Origin of the sequence: Streptomyces sp. L7 (assembly GCF_050990935.1) — a bacterium.
GTDB lineage: Bacteria > Actinomycetota > Actinomycetes > Actinomycetales > Microbacteriaceae > Leifsonia.
In genome coordinates this window covers 756,593-780,350 of sequence record NZ_CP194644.1, presented here as the reverse complement: position 1 = coordinate 780,350, position 23,758 = coordinate 756,593, and the positions used below count along the sequence as shown (strand labels likewise).

Below are 23,758 nucleotides of genomic sequence, written 5' to 3'. Positions count from 1 at the left end.
CCTCCCCGACCGACAGCACGCCGAGGCGCGCGTGGATGGTGTCGTAGAGCGCCGCGCTCTGGTCGGCCGAGCCGTGATGGGCGACCTTCACCACGTCGACCGCACCGAGGACGCCCGTCGCAGTGAGCTGCTCCTGCTCGCGTTCGCCGAGATCGCCGAGGAACAGCCCGCTCAGGCCCGTCCCCTCCGTGCGGACGACGAGGCTGCCGGGGTTCCCGCTCAGCGCGGTCTCCCCGGCCCGACCGGCGGCGGCCAGACGATCCGCCAGCGCAGCGCGCCGAGAGCCCCCTCGGTTCCCGCGTGGCCCTGGTCCACCGCGATCCCGGCCGCCGCCAGCCGCTCGAGGAGGGCGTGATCCGCCGGCCGGTCGGGCTCACCGACGATCGCGCGCTCGGTGCGGCCGAGCACTGCGTCGGCGCCGCCCACGTGGTCGATGTCGAAGTGGGTCAGGAGCACCCAGTCGAGCCGGGCGATCCCGAGCGTGTCCAGGCAGTCGGTCACCGGCTGGGGATGCCGACCCACGTCGATCAGGCCGACGTGGCCGCTGTCGCGCAGCAGGACGGCGTCGCCCTGGCCGACGTCGCACGCCGCGTACACCCAGTCCGCCGGCCTCGCCCAGGATCGCCCGGCGCCGATCCCGCCGACCGATCCCGCGTAGACGGTCGTGCCGCCGACCAGGCCGATCGCCGCCGCGGCGACGATGACCCGCGGAAGCCGCGCACGAGCCGCGAGGACCGCGACGGCTACGAGCGCCAGCGCGCACAGCGACACGCCCACGATCCCGTCGGGCCACGGGAGCGCAGCGCCGGGCAGATCGGCGCTGAACCGGGCGACGGCCGCGATCAGAGCGGAGGGAAGCCACGCCAGCCACACGACGACCTGCCCGAGCGCCGGCGCCCAGGGCAGCACCAGGCAGGCCACGCAGCCCAGGACTGTCGCGACCGGGGCGGCCGGTTCGGCGACCGCATTGGCCAGGACGCCGAACAGCGGCAGCGTCGGCGTCAACAGGATCAGCACCGGCTGGCAGGCGAGTTGCGCGGCCAGCGGCACCGCGAGTGCGAACGCGACGCCGCGTGGCAGCCACCTCCCGAGGGCGTGAGCGAGCGGCCGGGCGAGGACCAGGAGTCCCGCGGTGGCGAGCACGGAGAGCGCGAAGCCGTAGTCGCGCGCGAGCCACGGGTCGCGGACGAGCAGCACGACCACCGCCAGGGCGAGCGCCGGGACGCCGTCGGCGACCCGGCCGCGCGCGAGACCCACGAGCACCACGGCGGCCATCGCCGCCGCGCGGACCACGCTCGCGCCGGGCCCGACCAGTACGACGAACGCCGCCAGCGAGACACCCGCCACCAGGATGCGCCCACGGCGGCCGAGACCGGCCAGGCGTGCGAGGAGGAAGACGAGCCCGGTCACCAGCGCGCAGTTCGCTCCGGAGACCGCGGTCAGGTGACTGAGGGCGCTCACCTTCATCGCGTCGTCGAGGTCGGCGCCGACGTTCGTCTCGTCCCCGATCGCCAGCCCGGGAAGGAGCGCGCCGCCGTCGCCTGGCGTCGAGGAGGCCGCGTCGGCGAAGTCCGCGCGGACCGGCGCCGGCCAGGCGAGCCACCACAGCGGGGGCTCGCGCACCACCGGCGCCGCGGTGGCTCGGAGAGTGAAAGTCGTCGCCTCCCCCGGATCGTTCGGGCGAACGCTCATGCTCGCGGTGATCACCGCGCCGACGGTGTAACCGCGGACCGAGTGGGCCGTGCCGGGGACGAGGACGGAGACCGGGACGCCGGCGCGGACGTGCTGTGCCGGGACGCGCGTGTAGCCGGACGGAGGGGGCCCGGACGCACCGGCCGGAGGGGTCGTCGATGCGACGGTCGTGCCGCGCAGCCGCCAGCGCTCTCCACCGTCCAGCCCTGGTGCGGCCCGCTTCGGAGCGCTTTCGACGCGCAGCGCGACGTCCACGGTGCCGTGGTGGGTGGAGGCCGCCTGAAGCACCGCGTCCGTGCGGCCCGGCGCCATCGCCGCGACGCAGGACGCGCCGAGCGCGACGGCCGCACAGGAGAGGGCGACAGCCGCCCACGGCCGACCCGGTGCGAGTGGGCGCGGGCCCCAGGCCCTGCCTCGCCGACGCCCCCCACCTCGGCGTGCGGCCAGGAGCGCCACCGCCAACGCGACCACACCCCCATCCCAGCGACCACCGCGACACCGGACATCGTCCCCGCAACACCGACACCCACTCCGCAGCACACCCAGAGCGCCGCAGCCGGGATCGCCAGTCGAAGGTCGGGCATCAGACCGTCACCTTGTCCTTGATGCCGTCGAAGAGTTTCTGCCCGATGCCGGTGACCTTGAGGAGGTCGGTCACCGCTCCGAAGCGGCCGTTCGACGTCCGCCAGTCGACGATGCGCTGCGCCATCGCGGGGCCGATCCGCGGGAGGGTCTCGAGCTGGGTGGTGGAGGCCGTGTTCAGATCGACCAGTGCGCCGTCGGCCGCAGCGCCGCCGGCCGTATCGGGGCCGGCGTCCGCGGGCACCGCCTCCCCGACCAGCGGCGCCCGGAGCTGTTCCCCGTCATGGACCCGTCGCGCGAGGTTCACTCCGGCCGGGTCGGCTCCCTCAGCGAAACCGCCGGCCGCCTCCACCGCGTCGACCACCCGTGCGCCCGCCTGCAGCCGGATCAGCCCGGGTTTGTTCACCGCGCCCGACACGTGGACGAAGAGCTCTGCGTCGGACCCGTCCGCGCCGCCGTGCGGCGTCGGAAGGGCGGAGACGGACGGTGGCACCGACGACGTCACCGCCGCCACCGGCAGCTCCCGTCCGCCGGTCAGCCCCGAGATGACCGCCGACACCACGAACGCGGCCACCAACAGCACGGTGGCCGCCCCGATCCCCACCTTCAGCCGGCGCGACGGCGCGCGCTCCGTTTCCCCGTCCCGATGTCGCATCCCTTCACGCTACGAACGCGGCGGACGCGCGAACCGGCGAGCGACGGATCAGTGGATAAGCGACGGCGGCGGCCCTCCTGTGGAGGACCGCCGCCGCAACGGATCAAGCGGAGGGATTCAGCCCCGCGTCGCGATGTTGACCAGCCGCGGCGCCCGCACGATCACGTTCACGATCTCGCGGTCGCCGATCGAGCGGACCACCGCCTCCGACCCGCGAGCCAGCGCCTCCAGGTCGTCGGACGCGATCTTCGGGGACACCTCGGCACGGTCGCGCACCTTGCCGTCGACCTGGAAGACGGCGGTCACCGACTCCTCGATCAGCAGCGTCGGGTCGGGCTTGCGCCACGGGACCAGCGCGACGGAAGGCTCGTAGCCCAGGATCGCCCACATGTCCTCGGCCGCGTACGGCGCGAACAGGTTCAGCGCCATCGCGGTGACCTCCGCGGCCTCGCGCACCGCGGCGTCGGCCGGGCCGGCCGCGCCGTCGATCGCCTTGCGGGTGGCGTTGACCAGCTCCATCAGACGCGCGACCACGACGTTGAACTTGAACGCCTCGATCAGCCCGGGAGCATCGGCCAGGAAGCGGTGGGTGACGCGGCGCAGCGCCGGGTCGCCCGTCTTCCACACCACATCGGGTGCGCTCGTGACGTCGTGCGCCACGCGCCAGGCCCGCGCCAGGAACTTCGCGCTGCCGGACGGCGACACGTCGGCCCAGTCGATGTCGTCCTCCGGCGGTCCGGCGAACGCCATGGTCAGGCGCACGGCGTCGACGCCGTGCTCGTCCAGCTGCTCGGAAAGCTTGACCAGGTTGCCGCGCGACTTGCTCATCGCGGAGCCGTCCATCAGCACCAGGCCCTGGTTCAGCAGCGCCGTGAACGGTTCGGTGAAGCTGATCGAGCCCAGGTCGAACAGCACCTTGGTGATGAACCGCGAGTACAGCAGGTGCAGGATGGCGTGCGTCACGCCGCCCACGTACTGGTCGACCGGCGCCCACTTCTCCGCCTCGCGCGGGTCGAAAGCCTGCGTGGCGTCGTTGGGGTTCAGGAAGCGCAGGAAGTACCACGAGCTGTCCACGAAGGTGTCCATCGTGTCCGTGTCGCGCTTGGCGGGGCCGCCGCAGTTCGGGCAGGCCACGTTGACCCAGTCGGTCGCGCCGCCCAGCGGACTGGTGCCCTTCGGCTGCAGGTCCAGACCCTCGGCGGGCGGCAGCAGCACCGGCAGCTCCGACTCGGGCACGCGGACCTCCCCGCACTGCTCGCAGTGGATGATCGGGATCGGCGTGCCCCAGTAGCGCTGACGCGAGATCAGCCAGTCGCGCAGGCGGAAGTTCTTCGCAGGCGCGCCCAGGCCGGAGCCTTGCAGCGCCTCCGTGACGCGGCGGATCGCGTTCGACTTGCTCAACCCGTCGAACGGGCCCGAGTTGATCAGTCGGCCGTCGCCGCTCAGCGCGACGCCGGTCTCCGCCGGGCTCTCCAGCGGAGCCTCCTCCGGCAGGATCGGCTCGCCCGTCTCGGGGTCGGTGTGGATGATCGGGATGGCGCCGGTGACCGGCTGCGTCGTGTCCACGACGACGCGCACCGGCAGATCGAAGGCGCGCGCGAAGTCCAGGTCGCGCTGGTCGTGCGCGGGCACGGCCATGATCGCGCCGTGACCGTAGTCGCTCAGCACGTAGTCGGCCGCCCAGATCGGGATGCGCTCCCCGGTCAGCGGGTTGATCGCGTGCCGCTCCAGGAAGACGCCGGTCTTCTCGCGGTCGGAGCTCAGGCGGTCCATCTCGGTGGTGCCGCGGACGGCCTCCAGGTACTCGTCGAACCGCTCGCGCACCTCCGGCCGCACGTCGGCGACCAGCTCGGCGGCGAGGTCGGAGTCGGGCGCGACCACCATGAAGGTCACGCCGTAGAGGGTGTCCGGACGGGTCGTGTAGACCGTCACCGGCTCCGTGCGGCCCTCGATCGCGAACTGCACGTCGGCGCCGGTGGAGCGGCCGATCCAGTTGCGCTGCATCGACAGCACCTTGGACGGCCAGGCGCCCTCCAGCTGGTTCAGGTCGTCCAGCAGGCGGTCCGCGTAGTCGGTGATGCGGAAGTACCACTGGGTCAGCTTCTTCTTGGTGACCAGATTGTCGCAGCGCTCGCAACGGCCGTTCACGACCTGCTCGTTCGCCAGCACGGTCTGGTCGAAGGGGCACCAGTTGACCTGGGAGGCCTTGCGGTAGGCCAGGCCCTTCTCGTGCAGCTTCAGGAACAGCCACTGGTTCCAGCGGTAGTAGGCCGGGTCGCTGGTCTGCAGGACGCGGTCCCAGTCGAAGCTCGGGGCATAGCGGCGCATCGACGCCTTCTGCTGGGCGATGTTGTCGTTCGTCCAGCCGGCCGGGTCGAGCCCGCGCTTGATCGCGGCGTTCTCGGCGGGCAGGCCGAAGGAGTCCCAGCCGATCGGGTGCAGGACGTTGAAGCCCTGCTGCCGCCAGTACCGGGCGATGACGTCGCCGAGGGCGTACGCCTCGGCGTGGCCCATGTGCAGGTCGCCCGAAGGGTACGGGAACATGTCGAGCACGTACTTGCGCGGACGCTTGTCGTCGGGGTCGGCCGTGGAGAACGGCTTCAGCTCGTCCCAGACCGGGAGCCAGGTGTTCTGGATCTCGGTGAAGTCGTAGTGCGCACCGGCCTCGCGGACCGGTGCGGGTGCTGCATCGTGCTCGTGTGCCACTGGACTCTCTCTCGGATGTCGCCGCGGACGAAGGGGCATCGCGACGAGAAGGCATTCGGGCGCGCGGCCCGAGGTTCCAGGTTACTAAACGTTGGAGGGGTCCGGTCCGTTCCCGGGAGGGCGCAGGCCGGCGGCACGGAAGAGGGCGGCGGCCTTGATGGAGACCTCCTCGAGTTCCTCCTCGGGGACGGACAGTGCGGTGATCCCGCCCCCGGCGCCGATCGTGACGACGCCGTCGCGGAACCGGAGGCTGCGGATGACCATAGCGACGTCGGCGGAGCCGTCCGCGCCGAGGGAGCCGAAGCAGCCCGAGTAGACACCGCGCGGGCCGGCCTCCAGCCCGGCGAGGATGCGCATCGCGGACAGCTTGGGGGCGCCCGTCATCGACCCGGCCGGGAAGGCGGCGGCCAGCGCGTCCACGGCGGTGAGACCAGGACGCAGCCTCCCCTCGACCGTGCTGACGAGTTGGTGCACCTGCGCGTAGCTCTCCACCTCCAGCAGGTGCCGGACGCCGACGCTGCCGACCTCGCACACCCGCCCGAGGTCGTTGCGCATGAGGTCGACGATCATGACGTTCTCGGCCTGCTCCTTCTCGCTGGCCTCCAGCTCGGCGCGCAGTCGGAGGTCCTCGGCGACGGTCGCGGCGCGCGGGCGGGTGCCTTTGATCGGCTTGGTGCGCACCTGGCCGTCCGGGGTGACGAGGAGGAACTGCTCGGGCGAGGAGCTCACCAGAGACTCGCCGGCCATCCGCAGGAAGCCGGCGTGGTGGGCGGGGCTGTCGCGGCGGAGGCGGAGGTGGACGGCGAGCGGGTCGGCGGTCGTGGTGGCGGTCGCGGTGTTGGTGAGGCAGAGCTGGTAGGCGTCGCCCGCGCGGATGGCCTCCTGACAGGCGGCGATCATGCCGAGGTAGGCAGTGGCGGAGTGGCGCCAGGTCGGGGCGGAGGGGGTATCGGAGGCGGCGGTTTCGTCGGACGCGGTGGCGCTCCCGTCCGGAGCGGCGCCCTCCTGCGCCGCCACCGGATGCACGGCCGCATAGCGCGCGGCCGCACCTTCCGCCCCACCGAGCACCTCCACGGCTTCGCGCAGCCAGGCACCCTCCGGCGTCGCGTCCAGGACGGTCACGGTCCCGTCCGCGTGGTCGAACACCACGAGCCGGTCGACGTACAGGAACGCCGCGTCCAGCCCGGGACCCGCTGCGTACGGCACGCCGAGTGACGCGGCGCCGGTCTCGTAGCCGAGCCAGCCGATCCACCCGAGCGGATAGCCGGCCGTGGCTGCCGACTCCTCGCGCAGTGCGCGTCCCTCCCGCAGCGCGTCCAGGATGCTGCCGTCGAAGCTCAGACCGTCGACCGTCACTGTCCCCTCGGCCACCGACGCCGTCGCGAGGCGCGTACCGGTACCGATGACGCTCCGGCCGGTCTCCGCGTCGGGGCCGCTGTCGAGCCAGACCGCGTCGCCGGTCGCGAACAGGGCCGCGAAGGCGTCGGCGGTGTCGACGGGGATGCGCAGGCGGTGTGTTCGGGGGACGGGAGCACCGGTCCAGTCTGCACCAGGCGGCATGGACAGCGCGGCTGGCGTTAGCCTGAACGGATGGACACCTCGGCCACCCTGTTCGACTGGGCCGCCGGCGCGCTCACCGCCCGCGACGACTGCGAGGTCGTGGAGACCGAGCTCCTCGCGGCGGACTCCTTCCTGGCGGCGGAGGGGCGCGTCCTCGCGCTCGGGCTCCACCGGGAGCGCTTCGCCGAGGCGACGCGCGAGCAGGGCATCCGCGACGCCGACGAGCTGGCCGCGTTCTGGGACGCGGGAGTCGCGCTGCTGCCCGACGACGGCCGCTGGTTCCCGCGCTTCGAGCTCGTGCGGAAGCGGGACGCCCTGCGGCTCCGCTTCCGGCTCCGCGCGGCGCCGCCGCTCGGCTCCGACCTGGTGGTGGCGACGGCGGCGACCGACCCGCGGCGCGTTCCGCACCTGAAGGGACCGGACATCGATCGGCTGAACGCGCTCCGCCAGCGCGCCCAGCAGGTGGGCGCTCAGGAGGCCGTAATCCTGGACGACGGCCGGGTGTCCGACGGCACGACCACGGCACTGCTCTGGTGGCGCGGTGACACGCTGTGCGCGCCGCCGTTCTCGCTGCCACGCGTGGACAGCGTCGCCGCGCGGACCGTGCGCGGGATCGCCGCCGCCCTCGGCGTGCCGGTCGAGGAGGAGGCCGTGCGGCCGTCCGAGCTCGACGGCGTGGCGTTGTGGGCCGTCAACGCGCTGCACGGGATCCGCGACGTGACGGTGTGGGTGGACGGCCCGGCGCTCGGCCACGACCCGGCACGCACGGCCGCGTGGCGGTCGCGTTTCGGGGCGCTGGCGCGACCGCTCCGCTGAACGCACCGCAACATTCCGCACGAATCGCCCTCCACCCGCGAACCGCGATTCGGCACCAATGTCGCGTATCCGCGGCCCAAAGCCCGCATTCGGCGCGAATGTCCACGCCGCTCGGATCGCGATTCGGCGCGAATGTCGGCGGTGCTCGGAGCGCCGTCAGGCGACGAGGGTGCCGGCCTCGAGGTGGATGCGGCGCGTCACGAGCGCGTCGGGGACGGCGGTGTGCGAGATCAGCAGCACCGTGCGGCCGTCGTCCGCGGCCGTCGAGAGGATGTCGCGCACGATCCGGTCCGCGACCGCGGCGTCGACGTTCGCCGTCGGCTCGTCCACGACCAGCACCGGGAAGTCGGCCAGCAGGGCGCGGGCGAGCGCGATCCGCTGCGCCTGGCCGCCCGAGACGAGAGCGCCGCGCTCGCCGACCGGGCTCGTGAGACCACCGCGGGACCGCGCCCACTCCCCCAGGCCGACGCGCTCGAGCACCGCGAGCAGCTCCGCGTCGGTCGCGCTGTCCCGCGCGAACAGGAGGTTCTGCCGGAGGTCGGAGTCGAACAGGTACGGCTGCTGCTCGACCAGGCCGACCACACGCCGCACGTCGTCCTGGCGCACGCCGCGCACGTCGACGCCGTCGATCGCGTAGACGCCGTCGAGGTCGAGGAACCGGGTCAGCACATGGGCGAGCGCCGTCTTGCCTGCCCCGGTCGGGCCGGCCAGCACCACCCGCTCGCCCGCGTGCAGCACGATGTCGATCGCGTGGAGCACGGGGGCGTCCTCGCCCGGCCAGTGCGCGGTGCGGAGGCTCAGCGCCACGTCGGGCACGGACGTCACGGTCAGCGAGTTCGCGGCGGGCGCATCGACCGGCACGCCGCCCGGGACGATTGCGGGCACGGCGTCCGCGATCCGCTCGGCGCTCGCCCGCACCCGCCGCCACGCGCCGAGCGCCAGCGGGAGGGTCCCGAACACCTCGAACACCGCCAGCGGCAGCAGGGCGACGACCGCGAGAGTCGGTGCGTCCAGGCGCCCGGCCTCCAGCGCGGGAACGCCCGAGGCGAGCGCCAGCACGGTCGAGACGCCCGCGAGAAGGGACACCGCGCCCGCCGTCAGGCCGAGCCCGGCCGCCCGGGTGCGCACGGCTGCGGTGAGCCGCTCGCTCGCCTGCCGCACCCGCTCGCGCGCCTGCGGCAACGCGTCGAACGCGATCAGGAGGTCGAGACCGGTCACCAGCTCATGCACGGCGGAAGCCAGAGCGGCGCGCAGCGGGGCGATCCGGCGCTCGGCCGAGCCGGCCGCCCACCGGTTGATCAGGGTGCCGACCACGAAGGCCGCGGCCAGCGTCAGCAGGAGCGCTAGCCCGGCCGCGGGCAGGAAGACGAACGCGGCCACAGCGCTCGCGAGCACCACCACGCCGCCGGCCACCAGCGGCTGCACGACCCGCAGCGCGAAGTCGGGCAGTTCGTCCACGTCGTCGGCCAGCCGGGAGAGCAGCTCGCCGCCGCGGGCCTTCCCTGTGCGGCGGTCGTCCGCGCCCACCCCGTCGGGGCCGAGCGGCACCAGCCGGGCGAAGAGGTCGGCGCGGATGTCGCCGAGCCGGCGGAAGGCGGCGTCGTGTCCGGCCAGCCGCTCCAGGTAGCGGAAGAACGCGCGGCCGAGCGCGAACGCACGCACCCCCACGACAGCCACCGAGATGTACAGGAGCGCCGGCTGCTCGGAGGCGCGGGTGATCAGCCACGCCGAGACACCGAGGAGGGCGACGGCGCTGCCGCCGCTCAGAGCGCCGAGGGCGATCGCCGCCCAGAGCCGGCGTGCAGGAGGGAGCGCCAGCCGAAGGATGCGCCGGGTCTGCTCCCGGTCGATCCGCACAGCCTCAGAACCGGACATCGGACAGCACCCCCAGCGTCAGAACGTCGTCGGAGGCCGCGACGACCGCCTCCCGGTGGCTGACCACCAGCACCGCCGCCCCGTCGTCCGCGATCCTCCGCAGCGACGCCAGCAGCGCTCCCTCGGTCGCCGGGTCGAGTGCGGAGGTCGGCTCGTCCAGGATCAGCACCGGGCAGGACCGCGCCTGCAGCCGGTAGAGCGCTCGCGCGACGGCGACGCGCTGCGCCTGGCCGCCCGACAGCCCGGCGCCGTCGGCCCCGAGCGGGAGGTCCGGGTCCAGCTCCGGCGCAGCAGCCGCCCGCAGCGACGCGACGACGAGCGCGCGATCGGGCGCCGGGTCGCCGAGCGCGACGTTCTCCGCGATCGTGCCCGCGAGCAGCCCGGGCTTCTGGCCGGCCCAGGCGATGGCCTCCCGGCGCCCCGCAGCGTCGGCCCGCCCGCCCGCCGCGATCATCCCGCTGTGTGCCGCGAAGCCGAGCGCCGCCGCCACGAGGCTGGACTTCCCCGCGCCGCTCGGCGCGCTCAGCACCGCGACCGTGCCCGGACGCACCTCCGCCGAGAACGGCCCGACCACCGCACGACCCTCGTACGCCACTGCCGCCTCCGTGAAGATCAGGCCGGCCGTCGCCGCGTCCACGGCCTGCTCCGGCACGACCTCCTGCGCCGCGTCCAGCACCTCGAACGCCTTCGACGCGGCCTCCATCCCTTCGGTCGCCGCGTGGTACGCCGCGCCGACGTTCCGCAGCGGGAGGAAGGCCTCCGGTGCCAGGAGCAGCACGAACAGCCCGACCGACAGGTCGAGCGAGCCGCCGAGCAGCCGCAGCCCGATCGCGACGGCGATCAGAGCGACCGAGAGGCTGGCGGCGAGCTCCAGTACGAAGCCGGACAGGAACGACATCCGGAGCACCTTCATCGTCCGCGCGCGGTATTCGTCGCTCACCTGCCGGATCCGGGCCTCCTGCCGGTGCTGGCGTCCGAACAGCGTGAGGGTCGGGAGGCCGGCGACGACGTCGAGGAAGCCGCGCGAGAGCGTCGAGAGCGCTGCCCACTGCTTCTTCTGCGCCGCCTGCGTCGCCCAGCCGACCAGCACCATGAACACCGGGATGAGCGGAAGGGTGAGCACGAGGATGATGCCGCTGGTGAGGTCCTGCCAGCCGATCACCAGCACCAGCAGCGGCATCGCCACCGCCGTCCCGATGAGCTGGGGAAGGTACTTCGCGAAGTAGCCGTCGAGCGCATCCATCCCCCGCCCGGCCACGAGGGTCAGGTCGGCGCTGCTGCGCCCGGCGAGCCCCTGCGGTCCGAGGCGGCCGAAGGCGTCGACGAGCTGCTCGCGCAACTGGGCGACGACCGAGGCCCCGCCGCGCGCCGACACCGACTCCGCAAGCGAGAGCAGCACGCCGCGCACGAGCACCACGAGCACGAGCCCGGCGAAGAGCGCGCTCAGCTCGGAGAACGACGCCCCCGCGATCGCCCGGACGACGAGCCGGGTGACCAGCCAAGCGAAGGCGACCACGGCCGCGGTCTGCAGCACCGTGACCAGCGCGCCGGTCGCGAGCGTGACACGCGTCGCGGCTGCGTAACGGAGGAGTCGGGGATCGAGCGGGCGCACGTCAGGCGGCCACCGGTTCGGGGTCGGCGGGGGCCGCCGGCTCCCCCGGGATGCTCGCGCGCGTCACCCGCTTGCGGAACACCCAGTAGGTGAACGCCTGGTAGGCCAGGATCAGCGGAAGGAAGATCACCGCGACCCAGGTCATGATCGACAGCGTCGTGTCCGTGCTGGAGGCGTTGGCGATGGTCAGACTGTTCTGCGGGTTCGGGGACGATGGCATCACGTCCGGGAAGAGCGCCGCGAACAGCGAAACCACCGCCAACGCGATCGTCACCGCCATGAACGCGAACGACCAGCCCTCCGCCCCGCGCAGGTTGAGGATCCACGACACCACCAGGGCGACCGCAGCCAGAGCGGCGAGCACGAGCAGCGCGAGCGAGAAGTGCGCGATCACGGTCCAGCCCAGGAAGGCCGCGGCCACCACGATCGTGAGCACCCCCGACCGCGTCGCCAACGTGCGCGCCCGCGCCCGGATCTCCCCGTCGGTCTTGAGGGACACGAAGACGACGCCGTGCGTGAAGAACAGCAGCAGGGTGGTCAGCCCGCCGAGGAGGGCGTACCCGTTCAGGAGGTCGAACAGCGTCCCGGTGTAGTTGTGACCGTGGTCGAGGGCGACGCCCTGCACGATGTTCGCGAACGCGACGCCCCAGAGGAACGCCGGCACGGCGGAGCCGGCGACGATCATCCCGTCGAACCAGCGCTTCCACTGCGACTCCGGCCGCTGGTGCCGGTATTCGAACGACACCCCGCGCAGGATCAGCGCCAGCAGGATGAGCAGCAGCGCCAGGTAGAACCCGCTGAACAGCGTCGCATACCACTCCGGGAAGGCCGCGAAGAGTGCGGCGCCGGCCACGATCAGCCAGGTCTCGTTGAGGTCCCAGACCGGGCCGATGGTGTTGATGAGCACGCGACGGTCGGTCTCATCCCTGCCGAGGAACGGCAGCGACATCCCGACGCCGAAGTCGAACCCGTCGAGCACGAAGTAGCCGATGAAGAAGAACGCGATGATGCCGAACCAGAGGACTGCGAGATCCATGTCGATGTGCTCCTAATAGACCGTTGCGACCGGGACGTGGTTGCCCGCGTCGTCGAGGTGCTCCTCGGCGGGGGCCGGTCCCTTCTGGGCCGCGCGCTTGATCAGCTTGAACTCGACCACGGCGAGCGTGCCGTAGACCGCGGTGAAGGCGAGCAGGGAGATCAGGACCTCCAGCCCTGTCGTGCCCGGCGAGACGCCGTCCTGGGTCTTCATCAGGCCGAACACGAGCCAGGGCTGCCTGCCCATCTCGGTGAAGATCCAGCCGACGATCATCGCTGCCAGCGAGAGCGGCATGGCCCAGATCGCGACCTTCCACATCCACGCCCACGGCGGCGTCCTGCCCTTGCGGGTGAACCACAGGCCGACGACGGCGACCAGGACGTGCAGGAGGCCGAGGCCGATCATCCACCGGAACGCCCAGTAGGTGACCCAGATGATCGGGGTGTAGTCGCCGGGGCCGTAGAGCTGCTGGTAGTGCGCGTTGAGGTCGTTGATGCCCTCGACCGTCCCGGTGAGCGTGTGCGTCGAGAGGAACGACAGCAGGTACGGGATCCGGATCGAGAACAGTTCGTGGACGCCGTCCGGCGTGCCGAGCGTGAAGATCGAGAACGACGCGTCCGCGCCTGTGGAGGTCTTGTAGAGCGCCTCCGCCGCGGCCATCTTCATCGGCTGCGTCTGCACCATCGCGAGGCCGAGCTGGTCACCGCTGACGACGCTGCCGATGCCGGCGACGACCATCATCCAGAGGCCGAACTTCAGTGCGGGGCGCATGGTCTCCAGGTTCCTGGTGCGCGAGAGGTGCCAGGCCGCGACGGCGATGACGAGGCCGGCCGAGACCATGAAGCAGCCGAAGATCGTGTGCGGGAACGCGGCCAGCGCGACCTTGTTCGTCAGCACCGCCCAGAGGTCGGTGAGTTCTGCCCGGCCGCGGGTGTGGTTGAGCGTGTAGCCGACCGGGTGCTGCATGAACGCGTTGGCCGCGAGGATGAAATAGGCCGACAGGATGGAGCCGACCGCGGTGATCCAGATGCAGGCGAGGTGGACGCCGCGGGGCAGCTTGTCCCAGCCGAAGATCCACAATCCGATGAACGTGGCCTCGAGGAAGAACGCGAGCAGTCCCTCCAGCGCGAGCGGCGCGCCGAAGACGTCGCCGACGAACCGGGAGTAGTTCGACCAGTTCATGCCGAATTGGAACTCCTGCACGATGCCGGTCACGACGCCCATCGCGAAGTTGATCAGGAAGAGCTTGCCGAAGAAGTGGGTGAGCTGGAGGTAGTGGACCTTGCCGCTGCGGTACCAGGCGGTCTGGAAGATCGCGACGACGGTGACGAGGCCGATGGTGAGCGGAACGAACAGGAAGTGGTAAATCGTCGTCAGTCCGAACTGCCAGCGCGCCAGCAGCAGCGGATCGAGGATCTCGTTCACGCAGCCCCACCCTTCCGGTCGTTGTTCTACAGCGTGTAGAAGACTACTTCTACAGAGTGTAGAACATTCACAGCCTTGTCGCGCTACCCTGGATCCGTGGCCAATCTCGGAGAACTCGAACGCGCGGTGATGGACGCCCTCTGGGCGGGCGAGGCCCCGATCACCGCCAACGAGTTGCGCGACAAGCTAGCGGCCTCCCGTGACGGCGGCAAGACCCCGGCGCTCACCACCGTGCTCACGGTGCTCTCCCGCCTCGAGCAGAAGGGGTTCGTCGACCGCGACCGCGACGCGCGCCCCCACCTCTACTTCGCCACCCTCACCCGCGCGAACCACGTCGCCGACCTGATGCGCGAAGTCCTGGAGACCTCCACGGACCGCACGGAGGCCCTCGCCTACTTCGTCGGCTCGGTCGACGAGTCCGAGGCGGCGATGCTCCGCCGGCTGCTCGACGCCCGTAACTGACTGGAATGACTGCGCTGACCGGGATGCCCGTCGACTCGACCGCCATCCTGCTCGGCGTCCTCGCGGTCGCCCTGGCCTGGCCGGTGCCGCTGCTGCTGGCGCGCGCCACGTGGCCGTCCGCCGCACCCGGCCTCGCTCTGGCCCTGTGGCAGTCGATCGCCTTGGCCGGCGGAATCTCGATGATCGGCTCGCTGCTGCTCGCCGGACTCCAGCCGTTCGGCTACGACCTCCCCAGCCGGATCGCCGGCGCGGCCGCCACCCTCTTCAGCGGACCGCTCCCCGCCGGCGTCTCGCTCCTGCACACCTTCTTCCTCAGCGCCGCCGTGCTGCTGACGGCCCACCTGGTCCTGAACCTCGCGCTCACCTCGGTGCGCAGCCGCAGTCAGCGGCACCGGCACATGGAGCTGCTGCGCCTGCTCAGCGCGCCCCTGCCCGACGTGCCGGCCACCCGGGTCATCGACCACCCGGCGCCGGCGGCCTACTGCCTCCCCGGCGCGCGCAGCGTCACCGTGCTGTCGGAGGGGATGATCGAGCTGCTCACCCCCGAGCAGCTGGAAGCCGTGATCGCCCACGAGCGCGCCCACCTGCGCCAGAAGCACCATCTGCTGCTCGACGCGTTCCGGTCCTGGAAGCGCGCGCTTCCGTGGTTCCCGATCGCCACGCGCGCACAGGACGCTGTGGCGATCCTGGTGGAGATGCTGGCCGACGACACCGCCCGGCGCACCTCCGGCGACCCTGTGCTGGCGGAGGCCATCCGCATCGTCGACGCGACCGGTTCGGCCGGCGCCGCCCTCGGCGCCCCGAAGGATCCGCGCACACCCGAGCAACGACGGTCGGCCCTGGTGGCGCGCGAGGAGCGCCTCACCACCGGCCACCGCACGGTCGGGCCGGGCGTCCGGCTCCTGGTCGTGGTCGCTGCAGCCCTGCTCGTCGTGGTGCCGCCGGTGCTCGTGCTGACGAGCTGAGCCGCCGTCGCCCACTAGCCTGGGATCATGCCGGAGAAGCGGGGATACGCCAAGGGAATCGCCAAACGCGAGGAGATCCTCGACCGGGCCCTCGAGGTGTTCGCCGCGAAGGGCTACCGCAAAGCGTCGCTGCGCGAGATCGCCGAGTCGGTCGGGCTCAGCCAGGCCGGCCTCCTGCACCACTTCTCCTCCAAGGAGGAGCTGTTCGCCGAGGTGCTGCGCAAGCGCGACGAGGTGGACGCAGCAGGCGGCGACCTCTCCACCGACTGGTCGGACGCGTTCGACGGCCTCGTCGGCGTCATTCGGCACAACGCCCAGGTGCCGGGCCTCGTCCAGCTCTACGCGACCATCTCGGCGGAGGCGGCCGACCCCGACCACCCCGGCCACGACTACTTCGTGTCCCGCTACCGGCAGATCGTCGGCGGTCTGGAGCAGTCCATCTGCTCCGAGCAGGAGGCGGGGCGGGTAAGCGCAGGCGTGGACGCGCGCATGCTCGCGCGCCTCGCGGTGGCTGTCGCAGACGGGATGCAGGTGCAGTGGATGCTCGATCCGTCCGCCGACATGGCCGATGCGATCGAGGCGTTCTGGTCGCTGATCCGCACCGCCTAGTTCAGCGGCAGAGTCCGGACAGACGAAGGCGGCGGCCCGGTCGCCCGAGCCGCCGCACGCGGAGTCGTGAGGAGGTCGCCCTCCCCCGTCAGCCGCTCACATCTTGATCGGGTGCTCCTGCAGCCACTTCTTCGCCACGGCGTCCGGCTGGGTCTTGCTGGCGCCCTGGTTCTCGCTGTTCATCGTGATCAGGTCGTCCGTGGTCAGCTCGGCCGAGACCTTGTTGAGCACCGACTTGACCTTGTCGGAGGCCTTCTTGCTGTTGATCAGCGGCACGATGTTCTGCGCGGCGATCAGGTTCTTCGGGTCCTTGAGCACGACGAACCCGTTGTCCTTGATGGCCGGGGTGGTGGTGTAGATGTCCGCCAGCTGAACGCTGCCGTTCTTCAGCGCCGCGACGGTCAGCGGGCCGCCCGAGTCGCTGATCGGGGTGAGCGACGCCGTCACGCCGTAGGTCGACTTGAGACCCGGGATGCCGTACGGCCGGGTGCCGAACTCGGGATTGGCGCCCACGGTCAGCGGCACGGTGACCTTCTTGAGGTCCTCCAGGCTGGTGACCTTGTACTTGTCCGAGAACTCCTTGGTGACGTTGTAGGCGTCGGCGTCTTGCGCCTTGGCCTGGTCGAGCACCTCGAAGCCCTTGGGCAGGGCGTCGTTGAGCGCGGCGTAGACGTCTGCGCTCGAGGACGCCGTGCTGGTCTTGTTGTAGAACTGCAGCAGGTTGCCGGAGTACTCCGGGACCAGGTCGATCGAGCCGTCCTGGAGCGCCTTGAGGTAGACGTCGCGCTGGCCGATGCTCGGCTTGTAGCTGACCTTGACGCCGTTGGCGGCGAGGGCCTGGCCGTAGATCTGCATCAGGATCTCGTTCTCGCCGAACGCGGCGGATCCGACGGTGATGCTGTCGCTCGAGGAGCCGCTGCCACTGCTGCTGGTATTGAACGCGCCGCCGCCGCCGGACGAGCACGCGCTGAGGGCGATGAGCGCCCCCGCCGCGAGCACACCGGCCGCGATGCGGCCCTTCTTGGATCCGAACATGTGATTCTCTCTCTTCTGTGTGCGATGGGTCACTGTGAGTCAGGGGACGGGCTGTCGCCCGGGCGCGGGAACGCGAACGTGCGCCGCGGCTCGCCGGCCCGGTCGGCGCGGACCTTGCCGGCGGTGACGCCGCGCGGCACGACGAGCTTCTGAGTCAGCGCGAACAGACCGTCGACGACGAGCGCGAGCACGACCACGATGATCGAACCGCCGAGCATCTCGGGATAGTTCTGCACCGCCAGCCCGTCGAACAGGAACCGGCCGAGGCCGCCGACCGGGAGGATGGCGGCCACCGTCCACGTCGCGATCACCTGGAGCGCGCCGGAGCGGATGCCGCCGATGACGAGGGGAAGCGACAGCGGCAGCTCCACCTTGGCGAAGATCTGCCACTCGGTCATCCCGACGGCGCGCGCGGCGTCGATCGTGCTGCGGTTCACCGACTCCAGGCCCGAGTACGCGCCGGCGAGCAGCGGCGGGATGGCGAGGATGGTCAGCGCGATCAGCGGGGGCAGGATCGTGATGTTCGCCATGATCAGCGCGAGGTAGACCACCAGACCCAGCGTCGGCAGGGCGCGCAGGGCGCCCGAGGCGCCGACCGCGAGCCCGCGGAGGCGCCCGGTGTGCCCGATCGCGAAGCCGATCGGCAGCGCGATCACGGCGGCGAGCAGGAGCGTCAGCAGGGTGTACAGGATGTGCTCGCCTGTGCGTGCGGGGATGCCACCGGGCCCCGCCCAGTTCACCGGGTCGAAGAGCCAGCCGAAGGCCGCGACGAAATCGGTCATGCGCCGGTCACCGCCTTCATCGCGGCGGAGCGGCGGAGCCGGCCCGTGCGCTTGTCCAGCCGCGACCACGGCAGCAGCAGCCGCCCGAGCAGCACCAGCACGAGATCGAACACGAGTGCGACCACCATGATCATGACGATGCCGACCGCGACCTCTTCGGGGTAGTACCGGTTGAGGCCGTCCGTGAAGAGCTGGCCGAGGTTCGGCACGCCGAGCAGCGCACCGACGCTCACCAGGCTCACGGTGGACACCGAGACGACGCGGAGTCCGGCCAGGAGCACCGGGCCGGCGAGCGGGAGCTCCACCGTCCAGAAGCGCCGCCAGCCGGAGAAACCGACCGCTGTGGCCGACTGGACCACGTCACCCGGCACGGAGTCGAGCGCGTCGGCCGTCGTGCGCACCATCAGCGCGACGGCGTAGATGCTCAGCGCCACGACGACGTTCGCCGGGTCGAGGATCTTCGTGCCGATCAGGGCCGGCATGGCGAAGAACAGCGGCAGCGACGGGATCGCGTACAGGATCCCGCCGAGCGTCAGGAGCACGGGGCGGCTGACGCGCGAGCGGTTCGCAAGCCAGCCGATCGGAAGCGACAGCAGGAAGCCGACGACGATCGGGATAGCGCTCAACCACACGTGGGAGACCGTGAGATTCCAGACCTGGCCGAGGTTCGACCACAAGAAGCTCACGTCGGTTCCTCACCCTGCGCCGCGGCACCCGCGACCGAAACGGTCGCGGCCTTTGCTTCGTCGGAAGCAGCGGAGTCGTCCGCGCTGAGCACACCGGCGGTGCGCCCCTCGCTGTCGACCAGCACGGAGCCGGTCCGCGTCCGCTCGATGTGGAGGGCGCGCTTGCCCCGGTCGGCGCCCACGAACGACGACACGAAGTCGTCGGCCGGCTGCGCGAGGATCTCGGCCGGCGTGCCCTGCTGGGCGACGATCCCGCCCTTGCGGAAGATCACCACCTGATCCCCCAGCCGGAACGCCTCGTCGATGTCGTGCGTCACGAACAGCACAGTCTTGCCCAGTTCGCGCTGCAGTCGCAGCAGTTCGTTCTGCAGGTCGTCGCGCACGATCGGGTCGACGGCGCCGAACGGCTCGTCCATCAGCAGGATGTTGGGGTCGACCGCGAGCCCGCGGGCCACCCCGACGCGCTGCTGCTGGCCTCCCGAGAGCTGGCTGGGGTACTTGTCCGCCAGCGAGCGCTCCAGGCCGACCGTGTCCATGAGCTCCAGCGCGCGCTCGTGCGCGGCCTTCCGCTTGACGCCGGTGAGCAGCGGCACTGTCGCGATGTTGTCCACGACCTTGCGGTGCGGCAGCAGCCCCGAATTCTGCATGACGTAGCCGATGCGCCTGCGCAGGTGCACCGGTTTCAGGCTCTGCACGTTCTCGCCGTCGATCGACACAGTGCCGCTGGTCGGGTCGACCATGCGGTTGACCATGCGCAGGATCGTGGTCTTGCCGCTGCCGGACGAGCCGACGAGCACCGTGATCTGGCGGGACGGGACGACCAGGGAGAAGTCGTCCACCGCGACGGTCCCGTCCGGGAACCGTTTCGTCACGGAGCGGAACTCGATCATCGGTCCTCAGCTCTCGGTTGACGGGACGGGGTGGTCTCTGATTTCGGGGCCATCGAATCCACCCAAACAGCGTTTTGCTCAATGCGCAACGAATTGGGTCGGTTTGTGGCAGGAAACCCAGTCACCATGAGACAACCCTGTCCCATACCGCCGACATTCCCCGAAGAGCCTCAGCTCTTCGGGTCGTACCGCCGCTCCAGGTACTCGCGGGCCACGACGCGCGCCTCGTCGATGTAGCGGGAGTCTCCCATCGGGTCGTCGAGGAAGGCCCGGTTGATCAGGCCGTCCATGATCTCCACGACGATCTCCAGCCGGAAGGCGAGGTCCTCGCCCGCGGGGAGGCCGTACTCCTCCGACAGGATCGAGGCGAACTGCGACGCGAACGACGCCGTCTGCTCCGGCTCCTCCTCGCCGGGCAGGCCGGAGCGCTCGGCGTCGGTGAAGCGGATGATGCGGAAGCCCGGCTCGGTGCGGAACATCGCGACGAACGCGTCGATCGCGCACTCCACGGCGTTCCACCAGTGTTCGGGGCTCTCGGCGTGGATGGCCGCGACCACGGAGTGCCGGTAGCGCAGCAGCGCGCGGTCGCGCAGCGCCTGCAGCAGGACGATGCGGTCCGGGAAGTACCGGTAGACCGTGCCGATGGACGCGCCGGCGCGCTCGGCGACCATCGCGGTCGTCAGGCGGTCGAATCCGATCTCGTCCACCACCTCCGCGGCGGCGTCGAGGAGGGCGTCGATCCGGGCGGCGCTGCGCTCCTGGATCGGCTCCGTCCGTACGAGCGGCGCTCCGGCGGTGTTCTGTGCGGCGACCAGGTCGTTGATGGGCACGAGGGCGACTCCTTCTTTCTCTTTCTCCACGATACGCGTGCGGGTCCCCAGCCCGGCGACGGTCCATTCCGTCGCGCTATCGGGATCATATTGTGGAAATCTCACCTTTGCTGGGGAATTTCCTCCGACACACCGAAGAATCCTCACCCCAGATCTGGGGGCTGCGTCTGAGCGAACCTTCACTCCGTGAGAAACTGGTGTCTCTATGACTGTTGACCCGGCCAAGCGCAGCACGAGCGTCGACCCGATCATGCACCGTGCGGCGCGCATCGAGGACGCCTTCCACGAATTCCGTGCCCGCCGCGCGCGCAAGCACGGCTTCCTGGCGACCGTCGTCCCGTACACCGGCTACGGCTCGCCCACCTGGGTGCGCATCCTCGGCCGGGTCGTGCTGGCGAAGGAGCCGCGCCCGGGCAGCCGCGCCGAGCGCAAGCACCGCAAGCGCGAGGAGTCCATCCGCGGCTGGCGATCGTTCATCAGCGTCCCGGTCGGCGACGTCGCCGTCACGGTGCAGGTCGACGGCGCGCACCACGTCGTCCGGCCGGACCGCGGCGGCGTCATCGACACGGTCCTCCCGGTCCAGCTCGCACCGGGATGGCACACCGTGAAGCTCACGACGCCGGAGTCCCCGCGCGTGTTCGAGGCGCCGGTCTACATCGTCGACCCCAAGGCCACCTTCGGAATCATCTCCGACGTGGACGACACCGTGATGGTCACCGCGCTCCCCCGGCCCCTGCTCGCCGCCTGGAACACCTTCGTGCTGGACGAGCACGCGCGCGTCCCCACCCCCGGCATGGCCGTGCTGCTGGAACGGCTCTCCGCGGCGCACCCCGGCGCCCCGGTCATCTACCTCTCCACCGGCGCCTGGAACGTCGCGCCGACCCTCACGCGCTTCCTCTCGCGCAACCTGTTACCCGCTGGGCCGCTGCTCCTCACGGACTGGGGGCCCACCCACGACCGGTTCTTCCGCTCGGGCCGCGAGCACAAGCGCGTCAGCCTCGCCCGGCTGGCCGACGAGTTCCCCGGGCTGAAGTGGTTGCTCATCGGCGACGACGGACAGCACGACGAGGGGCTCTACAGCGATTTCGCCAGGGAGCACCCGGGCAACGTGGCGGGCGTCGCCATCCGGCAGCTCTCCAACAGCGAGGCGGTGCTGGCCGGCGGCCGCTCGAAAGCGGAGAAGCACAGCGAGATCTCCGGCGCGCCGTGGATGTACGCCCCCGACGGCGCGGGACTGAGCGACCAGCTGAAAGAGCACGACCTCCTTCCGTGAGCGGGCGCCGCCCGTGACGGCGGTCTGCGCCAGACTGGGTCCATGACCTCCCGCGCCGACCTGCTGCGCCTGCGCCGCCTCGCCCACGCGATCGACGGCGACCGCGAGGCCACCCCCGCCGACGTCGCGCGCAGGATGCTCGCCGTGCAGGCGCAGGACTTCGCCGCAGGATCCTGGGCACTGGGCGTGCGCACGGGCGGCGTCACCCGGGCCGACGTGCTGGCCGACCTCGACGCCGGACGCATCGTGCGGTCGTGGCCGATGCGCGGCACACTGCACTTCGTCCCGCCGGAGGACCTCCGCTGGATGCTCGGGATCACCACCGGCCGGATGATCGCGGGCCTGGCCGCCCGGCACAAACAGCTCGAGCTGGACACGCCCGACTTCGTCCGCGCGCGCGATGTGGCCACCGAGACCCTCGCCGGCGGCGCGAGCATCGGCCGTGCCGAACTGATGGAGCTGTGGGAGGCGAACGGCATCGCGACGGCCGGCCAGCGCGGTTACCACCTCATCTACTACCTGGCGCAGACCGGGCTGATCTGCTGGGGGCCGGCCCTCCGCACGCAGCAGGCCCTGGTGCTGCTGGACGAGTGGGCGCCGCAGTCCCGCCGGCTCGAACCGGACGAGGCGTGGGGTGAGTTCCTGCTCCGGTACCTCCGCGGCCACGGCCCGGCGACCGTGCGGGACTTCGTCTGGTGGACCAAAGGCACGGTCGCCGGCGCGAAGACCGCCCGCGCGGTCCTCGGCGACGCGATCACCGCGCTGGAGGTCGACGGCGTCGAGTACCTGCTGACGGCCGAGCTGGCCGACCGGGCCGCAGGGCTCGCGCAATCGCGGCGGGAGCGGGAGGCCGTGCACCTCCTTCCCGCCTTCGACGAGTACCTGCTCGGGTACCAGCAGCGCGACCTCGTGCTCGACGACGAGCACTTCCAGCGGATCGTCCCCGGCGGCAACGGTGTGTTCCAGCCGATCGTGGTGGCCCGGGGGCGCGTGGTGGGAACCTGGCGACGCGGGAAGGCCGCAGCCGGCACGGAGGGTCGCGGCGCGGTGGACATCCAGTCGTTCGCGCCGCTCACGGCCGGGCAGGAGCGGGCCGCCGAGCGCGCGTCGGAGGCGTACCGGCGCTACGCCTCCTGAGTCGCGCGGGGAATCCCGGGGTCATGGCGTCCGGCTACGCTGGAGCTGTGCGTTCGAAGTTCCGGGTTCCCCTCACCCTCCCCGCGAACATCCGGACGACGACGCGGCTCCCGTTCCTGCAGGTGGCCAAGACCGCTACCGCGATGATCATCTCGTGGGGCGTCGCCGCGCTGCTCTTCCCCGGCGAGCTCCCGGTGTTCGCGACGATCGCGGCCCTGCTCGTCGTGCAGCCGAGCGTGAACCAGTCGGTCGGCCGCGCCGTCGAGCGCTCGCTCGGGGTGATCCTCGGCGTCGTCATCGCCTACGTGGTCGGCCTGCTGTTCGGGGCGAACACCTGGATCGTCCTGGTCGCCATCGTCGCGTCCCTCGTCATCTCGTGGGCGCTCAAGCTGACGCCGGGCACAGCGAACCAGATCCCGATCAGCGTCATGCTCGTCCTCTCGCTCGGCGCGACCAACCCGGAGTACGCCGTCGCCCGCATCGTGGAGACCGTGCTCGGCGCGGCGATCGGCGTCATCGTCAACATCGCGATCGTCCCGCCGGTGCTCACCGGGCCGGCCCGCACCGCCGTCCTCGACCTCGGCCGCGAGATCGCGTCGACGCTCGACCGGCTCGCCGTCGCCCTGACCAGCCGGCCGACATCCGGCGAGCGGGACGCGCTGCTCATCGAGGCGCGCCTGCTGCGTCCGATGGAGAAGAAGGCGGAGGCCGCGCTGACCTCGGCCGACGAGAGCCTCACGCTCAATCCCCGCCAGTCCAAGCACCGGGTCGTCCTGGAGCACGACCAGCAGCTCTTCGCGCGGTTGCGGCCGCTGATCACGCGCTCGCTCGGCATGACCCGGGCGTTCCACGACCACTACGACGACAGCCTCGCCGACGAGCCGACCATCGCGGCGATCGCGGACGAGCTGGAGCGCTCCGCCCACGACCTGCGGCTGCTGTCGCGCGACCCGGACGCGCCCGTCGAGGAGCCCGGCACGGAGACGGCGGGAATTCCCGTCCTCACAGCGCCGCTCGTCATCAGCACCCCGAACCCGCGGCACTGGGTGCTGATCGGCTCGCTCATGGAGGACCTCCGCCGCATCCACGCGGAGATCACCGGGGACGACGACGCCGCCTGAACCGCGAAG

General features: G+C 71.5%; 20 protein-coding genes. 7 read left to right on the top strand and 13 right to left on the bottom strand.

Features of this window, described 5'->3' with window-relative positions; translation table 11 throughout:
• Positions 1 to 219: 219 nt before the first annotated feature.
• The 4 genes from ACR5MH_RS03815 to ACR5MH_RS03800 all read right to left on the bottom strand — a co-directional run bounded on the left by ACR5MH_RS03815 (position 220) and on the right by ACR5MH_RS03800 (position 7,195).
• Positions 220 to 2,004, bottom strand: coding sequence for a ComEC/Rec2 family competence protein (locus ACR5MH_RS03815; protein ID WP_433862310.1), 1,785 nt, complete (start codon positions 2,002 to 2,004; stop codon positions 220 to 222).
• A 271-nt stretch (positions 2,005 to 2,275) separates the two neighbouring features.
• The gene (locus tag ACR5MH_RS03810) at positions 2,276 to 2,929 is read right to left on the bottom strand and encodes a helix-hairpin-helix domain-containing protein (RefSeq protein ID WP_431346535.1); all 654 of its coding nucleotides are present in this window, start codon (positions 2,927 to 2,929) and stop codon (positions 2,276 to 2,278) included.
• 117 nt (positions 2,930 to 3,046) lie between these two features.
• A complete protein-coding gene (gene leuS, locus ACR5MH_RS03805; protein WP_431346536.1) occupies positions 3,047 to 5,635 on the bottom strand; it encodes a leucine--tRNA ligase in 2,589 nt (862 codons plus the stop codon).
• An 84-nt stretch (positions 5,636 to 5,719) separates the two neighbouring features.
• Positions 5,720 to 7,195, bottom strand: coding sequence for an anthranilate synthase component I family protein (locus tag ACR5MH_RS03800; RefSeq protein ID WP_433862309.1), 1,476 nt, complete (start codon positions 7,193 to 7,195; stop codon positions 5,720 to 5,722).
• Between the two features lie 30 nt (positions 7,196 to 7,225).
• On the opposite strand from ACR5MH_RS03800, the gene ACR5MH_RS03795 reads away from it, so the two are divergent.
• Complete coding sequence (locus ACR5MH_RS03795; RefSeq protein ID WP_431346538.1) at positions 7,226 to 8,011, top strand: aminotransferase class IV; 786 nt, start codon at positions 7,226 to 7,228, stop codon at positions 8,009 to 8,011.
• Between the two features lie 156 nt (positions 8,012 to 8,167).
• Here the strand turns inward: ACR5MH_RS03795 and cydC are convergent, their stop codons facing one another.
• Genes cydC through ACR5MH_RS03775 form a run of 4 tightly spaced genes read right to left on the bottom strand, consistent with a single transcriptional unit; the run spans position 8,168 to position 13,959 of the window.
• Positions 8,168 to 9,886, bottom strand: coding sequence for a thiol reductant ABC exporter subunit CydC (gene cydC, locus ACR5MH_RS03790; RefSeq protein ID WP_431346539.1), 1,719 nt, complete (start codon positions 9,884 to 9,886; stop codon positions 8,168 to 8,170).
• Positions 9,873 to 11,498, bottom strand: a complete 1,626-nt coding sequence (cydD, locus tag ACR5MH_RS03785) for a thiol reductant ABC exporter subunit CydD (protein ID WP_431346540.1) — start codon at positions 11,496 to 11,498, stop codon at positions 9,873 to 9,875. The genes cydC and cydD overlap by 14 nt, the downstream gene beginning before the upstream one ends.
• A gap of 1 nt (position 11,499) precedes the next feature.
• Positions 11,500 to 12,534: a cytochrome d ubiquinol oxidase subunit II gene (cydB, locus tag ACR5MH_RS03780; protein WP_431346541.1), complete on the bottom strand. Its 1,035-nt coding sequence runs from the start codon at positions 12,532 to 12,534 to the stop codon at positions 11,500 to 11,502.
• Between the two features lie 12 nt (positions 12,535 to 12,546).
• Positions 12,547 to 13,959 (bottom strand): cytochrome ubiquinol oxidase subunit I, encoded by a 1,413-nt coding sequence (locus tag ACR5MH_RS03775; RefSeq protein WP_431346542.1) that lies wholly within the window; start codon positions 13,957 to 13,959, stop codon positions 12,547 to 12,549.
• Between the two features lie 96 nt (positions 13,960 to 14,055).
• Between ACR5MH_RS03775 and ACR5MH_RS03770 the strand changes: the two genes are divergently transcribed.
• The 3 genes from ACR5MH_RS03770 to ACR5MH_RS03760 are packed head-to-tail and all read left to right on the top strand — an operon-like array spanning position 14,056 to position 15,995.
• Positions 14,056 to 14,421 (top strand): BlaI/MecI/CopY family transcriptional regulator, encoded by a 366-nt coding sequence (locus tag ACR5MH_RS03770; RefSeq protein ID WP_431346543.1) that lies wholly within the window; start codon positions 14,056 to 14,058, stop codon positions 14,419 to 14,421.
• Positions 14,422 to 14,426: 5 nt separating this feature from the next.
• Positions 14,427 to 15,386: a M56 family metallopeptidase gene (locus ACR5MH_RS03765; RefSeq protein ID WP_431346544.1), complete on the top strand. Its 960-nt coding sequence runs from the start codon at positions 14,427 to 14,429 to the stop codon at positions 15,384 to 15,386.
• Between the two features lie 27 nt (positions 15,387 to 15,413).
• Positions 15,414 to 15,995 (top strand): TetR/AcrR family transcriptional regulator, encoded by a 582-nt coding sequence (locus ACR5MH_RS03760; RefSeq protein ID WP_431346545.1) that lies wholly within the window; start codon positions 15,414 to 15,416, stop codon positions 15,993 to 15,995.
• A gap of 96 nt (positions 15,996 to 16,091) precedes the next feature.
• Here the strand turns inward: ACR5MH_RS03760 and ACR5MH_RS03755 are convergent, their stop codons facing one another.
• From ACR5MH_RS03755 to ACR5MH_RS03735, 5 genes are all read right to left on the bottom strand, one after another.
• Entirely contained in the window at positions 16,092 to 17,030 is a 939-nt protein-coding gene (locus tag ACR5MH_RS03755) for an ABC transporter substrate-binding protein (RefSeq protein ID WP_431346546.1), read from the bottom strand.
• A gap of 29 nt (positions 17,031 to 17,059) precedes the next feature.
• A complete protein-coding gene (locus tag ACR5MH_RS03750) occupies positions 17,060 to 17,812 on the bottom strand; it encodes an ABC transporter permease (RefSeq protein WP_431346547.1) in 753 nt (250 codons plus the stop codon).
• Positions 17,809 to 18,498: an ABC transporter permease gene (locus tag ACR5MH_RS03745; protein WP_431346548.1), complete on the bottom strand. Its 690-nt coding sequence runs from the start codon at positions 18,496 to 18,498 to the stop codon at positions 17,809 to 17,811. The genes ACR5MH_RS03750 and ACR5MH_RS03745 overlap by 4 nt, the downstream gene beginning before the upstream one ends.
• Positions 18,495 to 19,388, bottom strand: a complete 894-nt coding sequence (locus ACR5MH_RS03740; RefSeq protein WP_431346549.1) for an ABC transporter ATP-binding protein — start codon at positions 19,386 to 19,388, stop codon at positions 18,495 to 18,497. Before ACR5MH_RS03740 ends, ACR5MH_RS03745 begins: the two co-directional genes overlap by 4 nt.
• Positions 19,389 to 19,558: 170 nt before the next feature.
• On the bottom strand, positions 19,559 to 20,218 hold the full coding sequence (locus ACR5MH_RS03735; protein ID WP_431346550.1) for a TetR/AcrR family transcriptional regulator: 660 nt from the start codon (positions 20,216 to 20,218) through the stop codon (positions 19,559 to 19,561).
• 205 nt (positions 20,219 to 20,423) lie between these two features.
• Between ACR5MH_RS03735 and ACR5MH_RS03730 the strand changes: the two genes are divergently transcribed.
• Genes ACR5MH_RS03730 through ACR5MH_RS03720 form a run of 3 tightly spaced genes read left to right on the top strand, consistent with a single transcriptional unit; the run spans position 20,424 to position 23,749 of the window.
• Complete coding sequence (locus tag ACR5MH_RS03730; protein WP_433862308.1) at positions 20,424 to 21,491, top strand: App1 family protein; 1,068 nt, start codon at positions 20,424 to 20,426, stop codon at positions 21,489 to 21,491.
• Positions 21,492 to 21,533: 42 nt separating this feature from the next.
• The gene (locus ACR5MH_RS03725) at positions 21,534 to 22,628 is read left to right on the top strand and encodes a winged helix DNA-binding domain-containing protein (RefSeq protein ID WP_431346551.1); all 1,095 of its coding nucleotides are present in this window, start codon (positions 21,534 to 21,536) and stop codon (positions 22,626 to 22,628) included.
• Positions 22,629 to 22,675: 47 nt separating this feature from the next.
• On the top strand, positions 22,676 to 23,749 hold the full coding sequence (locus ACR5MH_RS03720; RefSeq protein WP_431346552.1) for an FUSC family protein: 1,074 nt from the start codon (positions 22,676 to 22,678) through the stop codon (positions 23,747 to 23,749).
• Positions 23,750 to 23,758: the final 9 nt, after the last annotated feature.

Coding starts and splice junctions, on each gene's coding strand:
- ACR5MH_RS03765 (WP_431346544.1), top strand. CDS start 14,427: ATGACTGCGCTGACCGGGATGCCCGTCGACTCGACCGCCATCCTGCTC.
- ACR5MH_RS03760 (WP_431346545.1), top strand. CDS start 15,414: ATGCCGGAGAAGCGGGGATACGCCAAGGGAATCGCCAAACGCGAGGAG.
- ACR5MH_RS03750 (WP_431346547.1), bottom strand. CDS start 17,812: ATGACCGATTTCGTCGCGGCCTTCGGCTGGCTCTTCGACCCGGTGAAC.
- cydB (WP_431346541.1), bottom strand. CDS start 12,534: ATGGATCTCGCAGTCCTCTGGTTCGGCATCATCGCGTTCTTCTTCATC.
- ACR5MH_RS03730 (WP_433862308.1), top strand. CDS start 20,424: ATGACTGTTGACCCGGCCAAGCGCAGCACGAGCGTCGACCCGATCATG.
- ACR5MH_RS03810 (WP_431346535.1), bottom strand. CDS start 2,929: ATGCGACATCGGGACGGGGAAACGGAGCGCGCGCCGTCGCGCCGGCTG.
- ACR5MH_RS03800 (WP_433862309.1), bottom strand. CDS start 7,195: ATGCCGCCTGGTGCAGACTGGACCGGTGCTCCCGTCCCCCGAACACAC.
- ACR5MH_RS03755 (WP_431346546.1), bottom strand. CDS start 17,030: ATGTTCGGATCCAAGAAGGGCCGCATCGCGGCCGGTGTGCTCGCGGCG.
- ACR5MH_RS03740 (WP_431346549.1), bottom strand. CDS start 19,388: ATGATCGAGTTCCGCTCCGTGACGAAACGGTTCCCGGACGGGACCGTC.
- cydC (WP_431346539.1), bottom strand. CDS start 9,886: ATGTCCGGTTCTGAGGCTGTGCGGATCGACCGGGAGCAGACCCGGCGC.
- ACR5MH_RS03795 (WP_431346538.1), top strand. CDS start 7,226: ATGGACACCTCGGCCACCCTGTTCGACTGGGCCGCCGGCGCGCTCACC.
- ACR5MH_RS03815 (WP_433862310.1), bottom strand. CDS start 2,004: ATGGCGCCGGGCCGCACGGACGCGGTGCTTCAGGCGGCCTCCACCCAC.
- ACR5MH_RS03725 (WP_431346551.1), top strand. CDS start 21,534: ATGACCTCCCGCGCCGACCTGCTGCGCCTGCGCCGCCTCGCCCACGCG.